Raw genomic sequence first — 15761 nt, forward strand, 5'->3', positions numbered from 1 at the left:
TTCCCTTACCTTTGCGGTATGACTGATCGTTACGCCCAGCGCGGAGTGTCTGCCAGCAAAGAAGACGTTCACGCGGCTATTGCCCAGCTCGATAAGGGCTTATTTCCAAAAGCATTCTGTAAAATTGTTCCCGATACACTGGCCGCTGATCCCGACTTTTGCACCATCATGCACGCCGACGGGGCCGGTACCAAATCGTCGCTGGCTTACCTCTACTGGCGCGAAACGGGCGATCTGAGCGTATGGCGCGGCATTGCGCAAGACGCCGTAGTGATGAATACTGACGACCTGATTTGCGTAGGAACCACCGGGCCGATGCTGCTGTCGAGTACAATTGGACGTAACAAAAACCTGATTCCGGGCGAGGTGATTGCCGAAATCATTAACGGCACCGAAGAGGTGTTACAAATGCTACGCGATCACGGTATCGAAATCCACAGCACCGGGGGCGAAACCGCCGACGTGGGTGATCTGGTGCGCACCGTCATTGTGGATAGTACCGTGATTGCCCGGATGCGTCGCGATCAGGTTATCAGCAACGACCGTATTCAGCCCGGCGACGTGATTGTTGGACTGGCGTCGTTTGGGCAGGCTACGTATGAAAAAAGCTACAACGGTGGTATGGGCAGCAACGGCCTGACCTCGGCCCGCCACGATGTTCTGGCGCATTACCTCGCCGATAAATACCCCGAAAGTTTCGATCCGGCTGTCGATAAATCGCTGATTTACAGTGGTAGCAAAGGATTGCTGGACAAACAACCTGATCTAAACGTTACTGTCGGGCAACTTATTCTTTCGCCTACGCGCACCTATGCACCTGTAGCAAAGATACTTTTAGACGAACTGCGACCTTATATCCACGGCATGGTACACTGCTCGGGCGGGGCACAAACGAAAGTGCTGCACTTCGTTGATAATCTGCACGTTATAAAAGACAATCTGTTCTCAATTCCGCCCTTATTCCGTCTAATTCAACAAGAGAGCGGTACAAGTTGGCAGGAGATGTACAAGGTTTTCAATATGGGCCACCGCTTAGAGATTTATTTACCCGAAGCTTATGCACAACGGGTTATCGAAGTATCAGAATCGTTTGGTATCGACGCACAGGTAATTGGCCGGGTCGAAGCGTTTACCGGAAAACAGGTGACAATTCAATCGAACGAAGGAACTTTCATTTATTAATTAACCGCAAGAATCGTTACTAATGTTTGAGTAAACTGTCTAAGGCATGTTATAAATACATAGCCCGGACATGAAACAACTTTACCTATTTATTACACTGTTTGCTCTGGGAGTATCGGCCATACCGCCAACTTCAACAGCTCAACCGTTTACGGGCGCATGGAGTTTTGAAGGTAACTCAGACGGTGTTTCATCAAATCCGCTAATTTCAGTTTCGTCGGCCAGTTATACCGGCGTGAATCTTTTGGCAGTTAATCCGTACACAACGGGTCATGCCGGGTTAGGAGCCAACATACAAAACTGGTCAACGTCGGTATGTAATAATACAGAATATGTACAGTTTTCGGTCAGCACCAATGGTACGGCGAAGATGACACTCAGTTCACTGTCATTTGCCTTTGCCCGCTCAGATGCTGGTCCTCGAAACATCAGCGTTCGGTCGAGCGTCAACGGCTACAGCAGTGATACCTACACGCAAACGGTTAATACTGGTTACCAAACGGCATCTATTGGCCTGAGTGGGTCAGATTATACAAATCGGACGGGAACCATCACGTTTCGGATTTACGCCTGTAACCCTACTGCCAGTGGTGGAACGCTTCGACTTGATGAAATCAAACTGAACGGAACCCCCCTTCCCGTCGAACTTGTTTCATTTACCGCCAAACCACAGGGCGAGCGCGTACAACTCTCGTGGGAAACCAGTTGGGAGCGTAATGCCGAACGTTTTGAGGTGCAACGCAGCCGCGACCTCGGCGAGTTTCTGACCATCGGCAGCCTGACTGCCAAAGGCACCACCGACCAGCGACAGCAATACGGTTTTATGGACGAACATCCGTTTGACGGGGCAAATTATTACCGGCTCAAACAAGTTGATTTCGACGGCACAACCGAATATTCCCGACCAGTAGCTGTTGTAATGGACAACCTGACACCTTCGCTGGAAATTCTGGGCAATCCGTCTGATAGGCAGGCCATTCGTGCTGCCGTTCGCAATTTGCCCGATGCCACATACCGTTTAACAACGCTGACCGGCCAGGATGTACTCGTTCAATCCGGCCCGATACAGGTCGATGGTTCAGTGACGATAACGCCTATCCAACCGCTGATGCCCGGCCTGTATCTGCTCCGCGCCGAAGCCGCAACAGGGCGTATTGTTCAGAGAGTGGCGGTAGAGTAAGGCGGCTGGAAAGCCGCAGATTATCGCAGTCTGCGGCTTTCCAGCCGCCTTACGTTAGGCTAATCAGCGGTCTCCCGTTTAGGGCCAGCACCAGCGTGAAAACCGCTAAAGCTCCGTAAAGAAGCCCGGCCAGCACGATTAACCTAACATCTTTGAGTACGTAAAACGACAGCAGTGGCAATACCTGCAACGCGTGCATGCCCACAAAATGCGCGATGCGTGGGTCGCCGTAGCGGGTACTCCAGTTAACAAGCGGTAGGCCCGCGCCCCCGTCCGGCCCGCCAATGGTATGACTTAGCCGGGCACCCATCACGAACCCTTCGAAGGCAAAAACAACGAAAATCAAAATACCGATACGAATGCCCCAGACATAGTAAATTGGTAACTCAGGAAAGCTACGCACAAAGAAGAGATAGCCGACGTAAGCCGTGTATAGCACCACAAGCGTAATGGCAATACCCATCAGCGAGTAAAGCGCACCGTAAACAGGCGTACTTATATTAAAATGCGACAACTGCCCCCGCGATGCCTGCCAGATGATATAAACAAGCTCGAAGCCGAGCAGGCCGATAACTGTCCAGTTGAATGGTCGAACATTAAAGTCAGGCATCAGGTAATGGCAAAACCAGGCCATTGCCCAAACGTAGAGCGTTGTCGATAACGTGAACTTGAACGGCTTATACCAGGCGTTTACACCCAGCACCTCAACCGAGGTGAACCGGGTCAGGGTCAGAAAGAGCAACGACAGCCCCAGACAAATCAAGCCGAACCAAAAGAGAGGTAGGTTACGTAGCCTCAGTTCGTCAACAAAATGATACATCAGCGCAGGGTTTTAAAGGTGAGTTATTGTTTTTAAGCCCGTTGATGCTTGGTCATGCCACTCATTACTTGCTGCATAATCCGCACTTTGCCCCAACGCGGCACCGTTCGGAGCGAGTATGTCAGTACTTTTGTCAGAAAACCGGGCAATACGGTGTGTTGCCGACCTAATGCTTTCAGAATGGGAACGCCAACCTGCTGGGGCGTTAAACTCATGTTCATGACCATGTTTGCCCGTTGGCCGAAACCGCTGCTTACGGGTCCCGGTGCTGCCGCCAGAACGTCTACGCCCAGCGAACCCAATTCAAGCGCAATAGCCTCGGCCAGTGTCTGTACGTAGGCTTTGGTGGCGGCATAGTGAGCTGCGTAAGGTACTCCCTGAAAGGCCACCAGCGAACTCAACAGAATGATCCCCCCCCGCTTCTGGGTAGCAAACCGCTGCCCAAAATGATGAGTAAGTTTCAGTAACGACTCCGTATTGAGCCGAAGCATATTTACCTCCTCGTCCAAATTTGATGCTCGAAACTCGCCCGATGTGCCAAAGCCAGCCGAGTGTATAAAAAGGCCGACAGGCTGGTTGCTGGTGGCTTCAAGCAGTTGACTGATACCAGTTTCTTCCGAAAGATCAGCCGCTACTGGTGTTACAACAACACCATAGCGCGTCTGTAAATCATTTGCCACACGCTCGAGACGTGTTGTAGTGCGGGCATTAATAATCAGATTTAGTCCTGACTCGGCCAACCGTTCGGCCAGTTCAAGCCCAATGCCCGACGAAGCTCCGGCAACAACAGCCAACGGACCATAGCGGGCTTTGAGCCGTTGTTGTTCTGACGTTGATAAGTTCATAAGTAAATTTGGGTTTAGTTGTTACTCTATGCCAATTCCAGTTCTTCTTTCATCGTCTTCACCTCCACTCTCGGTGGCAGTAGTTTGTACAGCACGGGCGTAACTACCCGCGAGAGTAACGTGCTGGAAATCAGACCGCCAATCAGTACCCAGGCCAGTGGGCTGTAGAGCGGGTTGCCTTCTACCGCCAGTGGCATCAGCCCGCCAATGGCCGTGAGCGACGTCAGTACAATCGGCACAAAACGTACTTCGCCCGCGTGTTCGATAGCTTCGATAAGCGGCATACCGTCGGCGCGGAGTTGGTTCGTGAAATCAACCAACAGAATCGAATTCTTAACTTCGATACCGATCAGGGCAATTAGTCCGATGATGGCAACAAACGAAAACGGGTTGCCCGTGAGCAGCAGCGCGGCAATGGCACCGATTACACCCAGCGGAATTACCGATAGCACAATCAGTGTGCTTTTGATGGTGCCGAACTCCAGAATCAGCACGGCCAGAAAGCCGAATACCGTTATCAGGATGATCGTGCCCAGCCCACCGAACGACTTCGACCGGCTTTCCAGTTCGCCAGCCGCTACGTAGCGAAAACCCGCCGGAAACTTCATGGTGTCGAGTTGCTTCAGTACGTCATTATACACGTTATCGACTAAATAACCCGTTTTTACGAAAGCCGTAACGCTCACGTAGCGGTCTTTGTCATAGTGCTTGATTAGGTTTGTTCCAGTCTCGAACTCTACGTCGGCCACCTGCCGGAGCGGCACAGCGGCACCCGTTACCGTGTTGACATACAGATTATTCAGTACCGTTTGGTCGGTGATGCGGCCTTTGGGTAGTGTTACCGAAATCGTGTATTCATCGTCTGAGTTTGGTTCTTTGAAGGTGCCGACGTTGAGGCCCGCTACGGCCATGCGAATGGTGCGGTTGATGTCGGCGATGGACAAGCCCAGCAGCCCGGCCTTTTCTTTATTGACCCGGATGCGAAGGTCGGTTTTGCGCGTTGCCAGCGGGTTATTGATATAAATAGTGCCCGGCGTTTGTTTCAGAGTAGCTTCCACGCGGGCGGCTACCGTGCGGAGTGTGTCTAAATTTTCGCCGAATACGCGAATGGCAATAGGAGCTTCCTGGTCGGGGCCTTGCTCAAAGTCTTTTACTTCGATTTTTGCGTTTGGATATAACGCAAATCGGTTGCGGTACTTGTCGATGAGGACGCGTTTTTCGGCAGGCTCAACATCGGTCAACTGCACGAAAAACTGCGCGAAATTGGTGGCTTCGTTCCGCTGAATTACGTTGTAATAAATGCGCGGATTGCCTTTTCCGACGTTGGTGGTGAAGTGCCGAACCGTCGAATCGCTTTTGAGTTGGCTTTCTACATACCGCGCTACCCGGTTGGTTTCGCCTAAACTGCTGCCTTCGGGCGTTTCGATATTGATCAGAAACTGCGGTTTCTCCGACGCCGGAAACAGCGCGAAACCGGCCCGCCCGGCCTGCGATACGGCCAATCCGAAAATAGCTCCGGCAACCAGCAGCGTCAGAACGGGCCGACGCAGGGCCGCGTGCAACAACCGGCTATATGATCCGCTGATGAGTTTTTTCAGTGCCCGCAGAAAAATATTACCTTCAGGATTGTGGCTGTGCTTCAGAATGCGGCTGCTCAGAAAGGGTACAATCGTAAGCGAAACGACCATCGACGCCAGCACAGTCATGACAACGGCCATCGGCAGCGACCGGATAAAATCGCCCGACGCTTCGGGCAAAAACAGTAGCGGCATAAAGGCCAGAATCAGCGTAGTTGTGCAGCCAATTACGGCCAGCGTAATCTGACTCGTGGCTTTGATAGCCGCTTCCCGTTTCGAGTAACCTTCGCGCAGATACCGCTCGATGTTCTCAACCACCACAATGCTGTCGTCGACCAGAATGCCGAGTGCTACAATCAGCCCGACGATGCTTAATTGATTGATACTGAAACCAAACGCGTCGAGCAGCGATAGCCCGATAGCCAGCGAAAGTGGTATCGAAACCATAACCACCAGCGCGGCCCGGAAACCCAGCGGCAGCAATGTGATCGACACCAATAGAATGGCGATGATAAAATCCTGTACAAAATGCCCCAGCCGTTTGTTTACGCTCGTGGCCTGATCGAAATTTTTGGTCAGCTTGATATGGGGCGGCAGCGACTGGGCGAAGGTTTCGATAATCGGATTCACCTGATCGCCCACTTTCTGAATGTTCTCGCCAATTTTCTGACTTGCCGTCACCAGCACGGCCCGGTGGCCGTTGAGCCGGGTAATGTGCGCTTCGTCTTCGAGGTTTTCCGCTACGTCGGCAATGTCGCGCAGGTACACGATTTTCTGTCCGTTGCTCGATACGATGGTATTCCGAATCTGCTCAATCGACTCATATTTACCCGCCGTTTTGACGTTGAATTTCCGCGTACCAACCTGCACGCTTCCACCCGGAATATTTACGTTTTCGGCCTGCAAGGCACCAATCACGCGGTTGACGGGAATACCTTCCTGCGCCATCTTCTCGATGTTGAGCGACACGCGCACGGTGCTTTGGGGATAGCCCCAGTCGTCTACGTTTTTCAGGCTTTTCACCTTTTCGAGCCGCTCTTTCAGGTCATCGGCATACCGCCCCAGTTCCTTATCCGAGGCCACCTCCGACTGTAACGCCACCTGCACGATATTCACGTCGGAGGGCGAAAACTTATTGATTTTAATGGAGAAAATATCTGATGGCAATTCGCTGCGCAGGGCGTTTGTCTCGCGTACCAATTCCTGATACTTCTCGTCGGGGTCCTGACCATACTCGTACTCAACCCGAAACACGGCTAATCCGTCGCCGATGGTGGTAATTACGTGGTCGATATTGTCGAGTTCGTTGAAGCGTTTCTCGGCAGGGTCGGCCACGAGTTCTTCCATGTCGCGGGCATCGGTGCCGGGGTAAACCACGACTACCGCAAAGTTGGGTGCTACAAATTCGGGGTCTTCGCCCCGTGGCATGTTCAGCAGCGAGTTGATACCGAGGGCAGCTACGCCCAGAAACAGCACCAGCATGAACTGCCAGTTTTTGACGGAAAAAGCAGAAATATTCATTTCTTTAAGTGAAAAATGAAAAGTGAATAGTGAAAAGTGACCACCGTAATTCAACCACTTATCATCATGCAGGAACAAGAAAGCATTATACAAACCAAGTCATTTGACTTTGCAACCCGTGTTGTTCGTATGTATCAATGGATAACTAAAAAACATCGTATCCATTCATTAGCCGATCAGGTGTTACGAAGTGGCACAAGTGTTGGCGCAAATGTTGAAGAAGCAACGGGCGCACTTACCAAAAAAGAGTTCATTGCCAAAATTGGCATTGCCTACAAAGAAGCCCGTGAAACTCGTTATTGGCTACGACTCTTAGGAGCAACAGACTACCTCAATGACAAAATGTATGGGTCGATGCTTGCCGATTGTCAGGAACTGATTCGCATTCTGGCATCTATCCAGAAAACATCCCAACGCAACGTAGCAAACCAAAAGCTGAAGGGCTGAAAAGCACTTTTCACTTTTCACTTTTCACTATAATTTCAGATTCCTCGGTCAGAAACGCCGAACCTGCCGTTACCACTTCCCGAACGCCCGATGGGGCATTGGTCAACAAAACTTTATCGCCATCCAGAAAGCCGATCTGTACAGGTAGTTTCTGCACTCGTTTCCGGTCCTGCGCCAGCACATACACGAAGCCTTCTTTGCCGTTGCCCTCCACAATAGACTCCACCGGCACTACGGCGTAGCTGCGACTTTGCGCCGGTACGAGCGTGGCTTTCGCAAACAACCCCGGAGCCAGCTTTACACCCGACGAACTAATCTTGATCTCCACTTCATACAACTTGCTGACCGGATCGGCGGCTTGTGCCAGCTTGCTAACGGTTCCGGTAAACGTTTTGCCTGGATACGCATCGAGGGCGATATTGGCACGGTTTCCGAGCCGGAGCCGCGCCCAGTCTTTGTCTGATACGCCCACGCGCACCACCCAATCGCCGGGGCGGTTGCCCGAGATGAAATATACCGATGCGCCAGGGGCTACATACTCGCCCGCGTTGGTGGCCTTACGCGTTACGGTGCCATCGACCGACGAGCGGATTTGCGCGAAATTGCGGTTAAACTGCGCGATGGTCAGGTTTTGCTTTGCTACGTTTTGGCCCGTGGTGGCGTTTTGTAGCTGTTCGAGCGTGGCGGCTGTGTCGGCGTAGAGGCTTTTAACCCGGCTGAAGTCGCGTTCGGCTTTTTCAGTGGCTAATTGCGCCTGACTCACCTGTGCGTTGATTTCGGTCAGGTCGAGCGTGGCTAAAAGTTGCCCTTTCTGAACCGTCTGCCCTTCTTCAACAAACATGCGGTTGATAATGCCGCCCACCTTAAACGACAGCCTCGCTTCTTCCGACGACGATACCAGCCCCGATGCCACTACGGGTTCGGCCCGCACGACAGTGCCAACGGGTGCCAGTTTCACCGGAATGATGCCTTCGGGTGTGGTATGGGTAGCGGCTGTTTTTTCAGCCGCTTTGCTGCCGCACGCCCATAGCAGAACGGCCAGCAGGAGGGAAGTAAGTACTTGCGTGATTTTCATGACAATTGGATCGTGTTTTGTGACATTTTGAATCGACTTAACGTTATTTACAGTATTGGCAACCAGTTCACGATATGAACCACCTTATTACGATTCACCCGGAGATTCAGAGCGGAACCCCTGTGTTTTTCAATACGCGGGTTCCAGTGAAAAATCTGTTTGACTACATCAAAGGCGGCCATACGATTGCCGAGTTTGTTGATGATTTTCCATCAGTAAAACCCGAACAGGCACGGGCTGTACTTGAGTTGGCTGAATCATCCGTTACGCTTAATTTTTCCCGTAATGCCCATCTTGTTGCTTGACGAAAACCTACCTAAAAAGTTGAAATACAGGTTCGGTGAAGGTTATGATGTTACGACTGTGCCAGAACGCGGATGGAGTTCGCTAAAAAACGGTGAGCTGTTAAAAGCCATGCACGATGCTGGTATTGAATTCCTGATTACGGCTGATAAGAATTTGAGCTACCAGCAGAATTACCAAAAATTGGGCATCAAGCTAATTGTTCTGAACACCGTAGATAATCAATACGAGTTCGTTCTTCCTTTTGTCCCTAAAATCAAAGCACTTTTCGGGCAGGACATCATTCAGGATTACAATTGGATTGACTTGTAGCCCTTACTCCACCGCTACCGCACGGTCGAGCGCGGCCCGTTTTACCAGCACGTCGGTGCGGGCCATCGAATGCTGGAGTTGGGCCGTGAGCCGGTCGTTCTGGTAGCGTAGAAACTCGATGAGCAGAGCCTGCCCGTTGCGATACTTGCTGTCGATGACGCGAAACGTGGCGTCGGCATTCTGGATGCCGCTTTGTGTGGCGGTCAGGCTTTCGTTGGCTGCGTCGAGGTCGTAATACGCCTGCAGCACCTGCAACTGAATCTGCCGCTGCACCTCCTGCATCCGGGTCTGCAGCGCGTCGGTCTGAATTCTGGCTTGCTGAATTTTCGACCGTTTCTCGTAGCCCCGGAATAAATCCCACTGCAATCCAAACTGCGCCAGCACATACGCCTGATTCTGAAATGTATAGCCAAAGCCCTGAAAACCAGCGTTTCCACCCACGTATACGTTTGGAATGCGGGCGTTGGCTTCGTTGAGTTTGACCGCCGTTTGAGCCGCCCGCAACGACCCGTTCACCTGCGCCAGTTCCTGCCGCCCGCGCAAGGCCGTTTGCTGTAGGTCGGGTAGCGTTTCTTTCTGTTCAGGTAAAATCCGCGTCAGTAATGAATCAACCTCTACAGGAGCCGTTAAGTCGCGGTTAAGCAGGAAGTTGACATACGCCCGCGCCGATTCGCGGTTTTTTTCGGCTACGGCCATCTGCTGGTCGACTTTGCTGATTTCGTACCGCGCTGAGCTGAGCACCTCTTTCGTGGCTACGTTGTTGCTTACCAACTTTTCGTTCAGCCGGGCCAGTTCGGTCAGTACTTTCCGCGAATTGTCGTAAATGCGAATGGCATCGAGTGTTTGCAGGTATTGATAGTAGGCCGTGCGAATGGTGTACCGCAGCTCGTTTTCGACTACGCGTTTTCGGGCTTCCTGCGCCGTAAGTAGCTGTTTCTGAATAAGGTAATTGTACTGAATATCGGTGTTGAAAATGCTGTACTGAACGCTGACTTTGGTATCGTGAAAATTGTTGGGAGCCAGCAACTCATTTACGTTCTGAATATTGGTCGGAAATCGGTCGGTACCAGTCATCTGATTGAGCGTCTGATAAACCGGATTCAGCAAATCGCCCACCGGAAACTGCAACCGCCGACCACCAGCCGCCAGCGAATACGTTGGGTTGAATGCCACGCGCGGGTAAAACAGCGACCGTGCCTGATTGATGGATTCGGTTACGCGGCTAATCTCCAGCGACTCCTGCCGTAATGCCAGATTGTTAGCCAGCCCATCGCGAACATAGCCATCCAGAATAGGAGAAGGCTGGGCGTGAGTAGTGATGAGTGATAATAGATGAACGATGAGTGCCAGCATTGCCCATAACGGCGGGCGATGAGGCAGGCAATTGGTTGTGCGTTTCATAATCGTATAACAGTTAATGAACAGTGTTTAGTGATTAGTCAAAAAAAAGGCTACAGCCCTTTTCGTATCGTTTGTACGAACAAGTCATACGCATTATCCATCAATTCTTTTTTGTTCGCTTCTCCAAACATATCCATGCGTTTGCGAAGAAATAAGGCCGTTAATCCGTGCACCATACTCCAGATAACCAAACTCGCCTGTTGGGCATCGGGGTGCCTGATTACGCCCGCGTCGATGCAGTGCTGAACTGCGTTCTGTAAGACAAAAAAAGCCCGATGACCATCTTCCCAAACATCTTCCCGGCATTCAAGGGCGTCGATAGGAGCGGTCATAATGAACATCAGGTCGAACAACTCCGGGTTGTCGAATGCGAATTGAATATAGAGCCTACCCATGGCAGTAAGTCTTTCCATTGGGTCCTGCACATCTGCAATGGGCGCAAACTCGGCAATCAGCTTTTGAAACGCCTGCTGATGAAGGGCAAAAAACAGCTCGTTCTTATCTTTGAAATACAGATAAATCGTAGCTGGGCTGTATTCAATGGCATCGGCAATGTTGCGAATACTGACTTTTTCGTAGCCGTTCGTCAAAAACAACTTCTGAGCGGCTTCTAAAATCAGCTTCCGCATTTCCTCTCTCTCCCGTTCTTTGCGCTCCAGAATACCCATTATTGTTCAACTTTTCGATACAAACATAATGAACACTGTTTAGTAAACAAGCAGTGTTGATATTTTTTTAAAAAAATTGAGTAAGTGGTACGTTAGGTACGCGACCTGTACGAATAATTTCTCGCTGCAACATTCCCTGCGGGTTTCTATCGTTATTTGTATAAAAAATTGTTTTCCATCTTTTTCATGAAAAAAATTGCTCTCTGGGCGGGGCTGTGGGCATGTTGCCTGACCGCCTTCGCGCAAACGGGACCAACCTCAACGTCGGCTTCCAAATATGACCCGCTCGCGCTCTTCCACCCGTTGTTCAACATGCAGCCTGGAAACGACTACCGCACAGGCAGCGGTGCACCCGGCCCGCGTTACTGGCAGAATCGCTCTGACTATCAGATCAATATCACGCTCGACGATCAGCAGAACACCGTTGCTGGTGAAGTCACAATTACATACACAAACAAATCGCCCGAAGCGTTACCCTACCTGTGGCTTCAACTCGATCAGAACGCTTTCAGCGACACGTCGCGGGCGGCTAAAACCACCCCCGTTTCAGGCGGACGATTTGGTAATCTGGGCTTCGCGGGCGGCATGACCGTAACGAGTGTGCAGGTAGAACAGGGCAAAAGTAAGTTCGTAAACGCCCCGTATGTCATTACCGATACGCGGATGCAGATTCGCCTGAGTGAAGCCGTGAAAGCAAACGGCGACGTGGTAAAAATAAAAGTAGCGTATTCATTTAAAATCCCGGAATACGGTTCCGACCGTATGGGAATGCTCCGCCGGAAAGACGGTATCATCTACGAGATTGCGCAGTGGTACCCGCGTATGTGCGTTTACGACGATGTTGAAGGCTGGAACGTACTGCCTTATCTCGGTGCCGGTGAGTTTTATCTTGATTATGGCGACTACGAATACGCCATTACAGTACCCTGGAACCACATCGTGGTAGGGTCGGGTGAGTTGCTAAACCCCGGCGAGGTACTAACTGGCGAACAAATCAGGCGGTTGGCGCAAGCCGCGAAGAGCGATAAAACCGTAATGATTCGCGATAAAAGCGAAGTAAACGACCCCGCCAGCCGCCCCAAACAGGCCGGTGTGCTGACCTGGCGGTTCCGCTGCCAGAACACCCGCGACGTAGCCTTTGCCACCTCGAAAGCGTTTGTCTGGGATGCGGCCAAAATGAACCTGCCGAGTGGTAAAACGTCGCTGGCGCAGTCGGTGTACCCTGCCGAGAGCGCAACGAACGATTCATGGGGCCGTTCAACCGAGTACGTGAAAGGCTGTATCGAGTTCTACTCAAAATACCTTTACGAATACAGCTACCCTGTGGCGACCAACGTAGCCGGTATTGTGGGTGGTATGGAATACCCCGGTATAGTGTTCTGCGACCACAAAGACAAGAAGGAGGCCCTCTGGGGCGTAACCGACCACGAGTTTGGGCATAACTGGTTCCCGATGATTGTGGGCAATAACGAGCGGAAGTTTCCGTGGATGGACGAAGGGTTCAATACATTTATCAACACCTTGTCTACCGCGAACTTCAACAACGGCGAATATGACCGCGAACGCGGTACGATGCACGACATTGCTCCAGCACTGTTTTTCCCAACCGAACCCGTGATGACCATTCCCGACGTGCAGCAATCGCGCGTACTGGGTATTCTGGCCTACTATAAACCTGGTATGGGTCTGAAACTGTTGCGTGAGTCAGTGCTTGGCCCGGAGCGGTTCGATTTTGCGTTTAAGCAGTATGTTAACCGATGGGCCTTTAAGCACCCCACTCCTTACGATTTCTTCCGAAGCATGGAAGATGGCGCGGGCGAAGACCTCGGCTGGTTCTGGCGCGGCTTCTTCTACGAGACCTGGAAATTAGATCAGGGCGTCAGAGAGGTGAAATACGTAGATGGTAATGCCGAAAAAGGCGCGCTGATTTCGATTGATAACCTCGAAAAATTTGCCATGCCCGCTGTGGTCGAAGTAACGGAGAGCAACGGTAAGAAAAGCCGCGTCAGCCTACCGGTTGAGGTATGGCAGCGGGGCGGCACCTGGACATTTAAACACCCATCGACCTCACCCCTGAAATCGGTTGTTGTTGACCCCGACCAGAAATTACCCGACATCAATAGCCGTAACAATACATGGCGGGCCGAAGCGCAGTAAGGAAGTTATAGGGTTGTAAAGTTGTAGGGTTGTAAAGTTGGCTGACGCATTATACCGGCGGAGCCAACTTTACAACCCTACAACTTTACAACCCTATAACTTTTCTATTACCATCGCTCCATACGAGTAGCCGCCCCCGAAAACGGTGACAACGATGCGCTGGCCTGACTGAAATTCGTCCCAGCGTTCGGAGAGGGCAATTGCACAACCGGCACAACCCGTATTGCCAAGCCGCTGAATATTCGAGATCAACTTTTCTTCGGGCAGGCCGAGGGTGTTCATGACGTTGCGCGAGATGCGCAGATTAGCCTGATGAGGCAGTACATAATCAATGTCGGCGAGGGTCAGGCCGCAGCGGTCAAGTATCTGTTGACTGGCTTTGGGCATATACTGGCAGGCGTTGATAAATACATCGCGACCAAAAGGCATTAACACTCCGCCTTCGTTCGGTTTCATCACTACGGCAGTAGTAGCTTTGGCTGTGTGTGCCGCTCCGCCGGTGAGCAACGCCCGTATGTAAAAGTCACCCTCGCTTTGGCGTTCTTTGGTAATCAACAAGGCCGCAGCCCCATCGCCCCATAAATGTCCCGAAACGGTATCTTCATCGTTGTTGTAAGCCGTATTATGCTCAGACACAATCACCAACGCCCGGCTGGCTTTATTGAGCGCGAAATAACCCTCAACCACTTCAATAGCGTTCAGCAGCGACGAACAGGCCGTTGAAACCGATACTACCGGAATGTCGGCAATCTCCAGGAAATGCTGGGCTTCGTGAGCCAGCGAAACAATGGTATCGTAGGGCGTATACGTGGCACCAACAATCAAATCAATGTCGGCGAGATTGACTTTTGCCTGCAATCGGCGGATAACGTCGAGCGTCATCGTGTTGGTATTTTCGCCGGGCGCGGCTTTCCGCCGTTCAACTATGCCGGTTCGCTCGATAATCCAGTCGCTCGACAGGCCATTGAGCCGGGTAAAGTGTTCATTGCCAACTACTGCCGTTGGCAAATAGTGGCTTACTGCATGGATGTACATCAGGTCAATCGCTTGAGCCGGTTAGACAATCGGCTCAATAAGTGCCGAAAGTTAAACCCTTCCGGGAAATCATGGTATCATACATTGGAACAATACTATAATGGCTTTAATAAATTTTATTTTAGGGTAATACTTGCCTGTAAAAACTCAAAAATTGCTTCGACTCCGTTTCCCAATTGTACATTGTTTCAACCGCTTGCCGACCACGTTGCCCCATGTCACGGGCCACCTGTTCGTTCTGAATAAAATAGAGTAAGGCATCGGCAATCGCTACCGGGTCGTTGGGCGATACACAGAAACCGCAACCGTGCCGTTCGACCACCTCGCGGTAGAGCGGAAAATCGGACGTGACAACGGGCAGGCCGAGAGCCATGTACTCGAATAATTTCGTTGTGTACGATTCCGGGTAATCGCCGACGGGGTTCAGCAGGGCCAGTCCTGCCGTCGCACCGGCAGCGTAGCGAAAGGCTGTTTGCTGATTGGTGTACCCGTAAAAAATCAGGTTGTCGCAAACTTTGGCAAAGCCCGGCAACCTCGTTAATACGTGATTTGGAATCGCGCAATCGCCAAATAGGTGTACGCGAAAATTGGGGTAATTTGCTTTTAAAGACGCCAGTGCCAGTAGCAGCGTATCAAACGCGCGCTCAAGGCTAATCCAGCCAATGTAAAAGAAAACAGGTGCCTGCGGGTCGGTCGCGTAATTGGTTCGGAACGGCTCAAAGAAAGGCAGCGTGGGATAGTTGTGAATAACCACCGACGGGCGGTTCAGGTGTCGATAGGTATCTGTATAACCATGTTCTGTAAAAATCAAATAAAAGTGCCGTTGCGCCATGCGGTCGGCCCGGCAAAACGCCCACGTAGCCAGCCGGGTTTGGTTACTGGCTTTGGCATCCAACTTCTTGTAAAGATTTTCGTGAACCTCGTATATGACCGGAATTTGCAGCAAAAGCTGTACGAACCGGGCGAGCGGCAGCAGTTCGGGATCGTATATGTGAAACAGCGCGGGTCGCAGCCGCAGCGTATGCCACAACACCAGCGGATAATTGACAAGTACCCGCTGCCAAACTCGCCGAAACCAAAACAGCGAAACGTAGCGAATGCCAGTCCATTCACCGGCTGAACCATTCGGCAGCAGTGCAATTAATTCATAATGAGGAGCCAATGTTGGCAAAACGCGGTAAGCAATACGCGGGTCGCTGGCCGGGTGCGCCGTACTGACGTGAAGAATTCTAATCACG

At 51.4% G+C, this 15761-nt stretch carries 14 protein-coding genes; 6 read left to right on the top strand and 8 right to left on the bottom strand.

The window, feature by feature from the left end; all coding sequences use genetic code 11:
- The first annotated feature begins 18 nt into the window (after window positions 1-18).
- Complete coding sequence (locus AWR27_RS21795; RefSeq protein WP_077133133.1) at window positions 19-1182, top strand: AIR synthase related protein; 1164 nt, start codon at window positions 19-21, stop codon at window positions 1180-1182.
- Between the two features lie 70 nt (window positions 1183-1252).
- A complete protein-coding gene (locus AWR27_RS21800) occupies window positions 1253-2362 on the top strand; it encodes a fibronectin type III domain-containing protein (RefSeq protein ID WP_077133134.1) in 1110 nt (369 codons plus the stop codon).
- Between the two features lie 49 nt (window positions 2363-2411).
- Here AWR27_RS21800 and AWR27_RS21805 read toward each other — a convergent pair whose 3' ends face one another.
- The 3 genes from AWR27_RS21805 to AWR27_RS21815 are packed head-to-tail and all read right to left on the bottom strand — an operon-like array spanning window position 2412 to window position 7125.
- Window positions 2412-3182 (bottom strand): hypothetical protein, encoded by a 771-nt coding sequence (locus AWR27_RS21805; RefSeq protein ID WP_077133135.1) that lies wholly within the window; start codon window positions 3180-3182, stop codon window positions 2412-2414.
- 32 nt (window positions 3183-3214) lie between these two features.
- Entirely contained in the window at window positions 3215-4027 is an 813-nt protein-coding gene (locus tag AWR27_RS21810; protein ID WP_077133136.1) for an SDR family NAD(P)-dependent oxidoreductase, read from the bottom strand.
- Between the two features lie 26 nt (window positions 4028-4053).
- Window positions 4054-7125: an efflux RND transporter permease subunit gene (locus AWR27_RS21815; RefSeq protein WP_077133137.1), complete on the bottom strand. Its 3072-nt coding sequence runs from the start codon at window positions 7123-7125 to the stop codon at window positions 4054-4056.
- 66 nt (window positions 7126-7191) lie between these two features.
- On the opposite strand from AWR27_RS21815, the gene AWR27_RS21820 reads away from it, so the two are divergent.
- A complete protein-coding gene (locus tag AWR27_RS21820; protein WP_077133138.1) occupies window positions 7192-7572 on the top strand; it encodes a four helix bundle protein in 381 nt (126 codons plus the stop codon).
- 10 nt (window positions 7573-7582) lie between these two features.
- On the opposite strand, the gene AWR27_RS21825 is transcribed toward AWR27_RS21820, so the two are convergent.
- A complete protein-coding gene (locus AWR27_RS21825) occupies window positions 7583-8647 on the bottom strand; it encodes an efflux RND transporter periplasmic adaptor subunit (RefSeq protein WP_077133139.1) in 1065 nt (354 codons plus the stop codon).
- Window positions 8648-8721: 74 nt separating this feature from the next.
- On the opposite strand from AWR27_RS21825, the gene AWR27_RS21830 reads away from it, so the two are divergent.
- Window positions 8722-8952: a DUF433 domain-containing protein gene (locus tag AWR27_RS21830; RefSeq protein WP_077133140.1), complete on the top strand. Its 231-nt coding sequence runs from the start codon at window positions 8722-8724 to the stop codon at window positions 8950-8952.
- Window positions 8933-9262 carry a hypothetical protein gene (locus AWR27_RS21835; RefSeq protein WP_077133141.1) on the top strand — a complete coding sequence of 110 codons (330 nt, stop codon included), beginning with the start codon at window positions 8933-8935 and terminating at the stop codon, window positions 9260-9262. The genes AWR27_RS21830 and AWR27_RS21835 overlap by 20 nt, the downstream gene beginning before the upstream one ends.
- A 3-nt stretch (window positions 9263-9265) precedes the next feature.
- Here AWR27_RS21835 and AWR27_RS21840 read toward each other — a convergent pair whose 3' ends face one another.
- Both AWR27_RS21840 and AWR27_RS21845 read right to left on the bottom strand, forming a co-directional pair.
- Window positions 9266-10663 carry a TolC family protein gene (locus tag AWR27_RS21840; RefSeq protein WP_418346592.1) on the bottom strand — a complete coding sequence of 466 codons (1398 nt, stop codon included), beginning with the start codon at window positions 10661-10663 and terminating at the stop codon, window positions 9266-9268.
- A 50-nt stretch (window positions 10664-10713) separates the two neighbouring features.
- On the bottom strand, window positions 10714-11331 hold the full coding sequence (locus AWR27_RS21845) for a TetR/AcrR family transcriptional regulator (RefSeq protein ID WP_077133143.1): 618 nt from the start codon (window positions 11329-11331) through the stop codon (window positions 10714-10716).
- A 186-nt stretch (window positions 11332-11517) separates the two neighbouring features.
- Between AWR27_RS21845 and AWR27_RS21850 the strand changes: the two genes are divergently transcribed.
- Window positions 11518-13488: a M1 family metallopeptidase gene (locus AWR27_RS21850; protein WP_077134140.1), complete on the top strand. Its 1971-nt coding sequence runs from the start codon at window positions 11518-11520 to the stop codon at window positions 13486-13488.
- Window positions 13489-13581: 93 nt separating this feature from the next.
- Here the strand turns inward: AWR27_RS21850 and AWR27_RS21855 are convergent, their stop codons facing one another.
- Entirely contained in the window at window positions 13582-14523 is a 942-nt protein-coding gene (locus AWR27_RS21855; protein WP_077133144.1) for a 3-oxoacyl-ACP synthase III family protein, read from the bottom strand.
- Between the two features lie 121 nt (window positions 14524-14644).
- Window positions 14645-15760 carry a glycosyltransferase gene (locus tag AWR27_RS21860; protein WP_077133145.1) on the bottom strand — a complete coding sequence of 372 codons (1116 nt, stop codon included), beginning with the start codon at window positions 15758-15760 and terminating at the stop codon, window positions 14645-14647.
- Between the last annotated feature and the right edge of the window lies 1 nt (window position 15761).

The sequence above is a fragment of the Spirosoma montaniterrae genome, from assembly GCF_001988955.1.
GTDB classification, from domain to species: Bacteria; Bacteroidota; Bacteroidia; order Cytophagales; family Spirosomataceae; genus Spirosoma; species Spirosoma montaniterrae.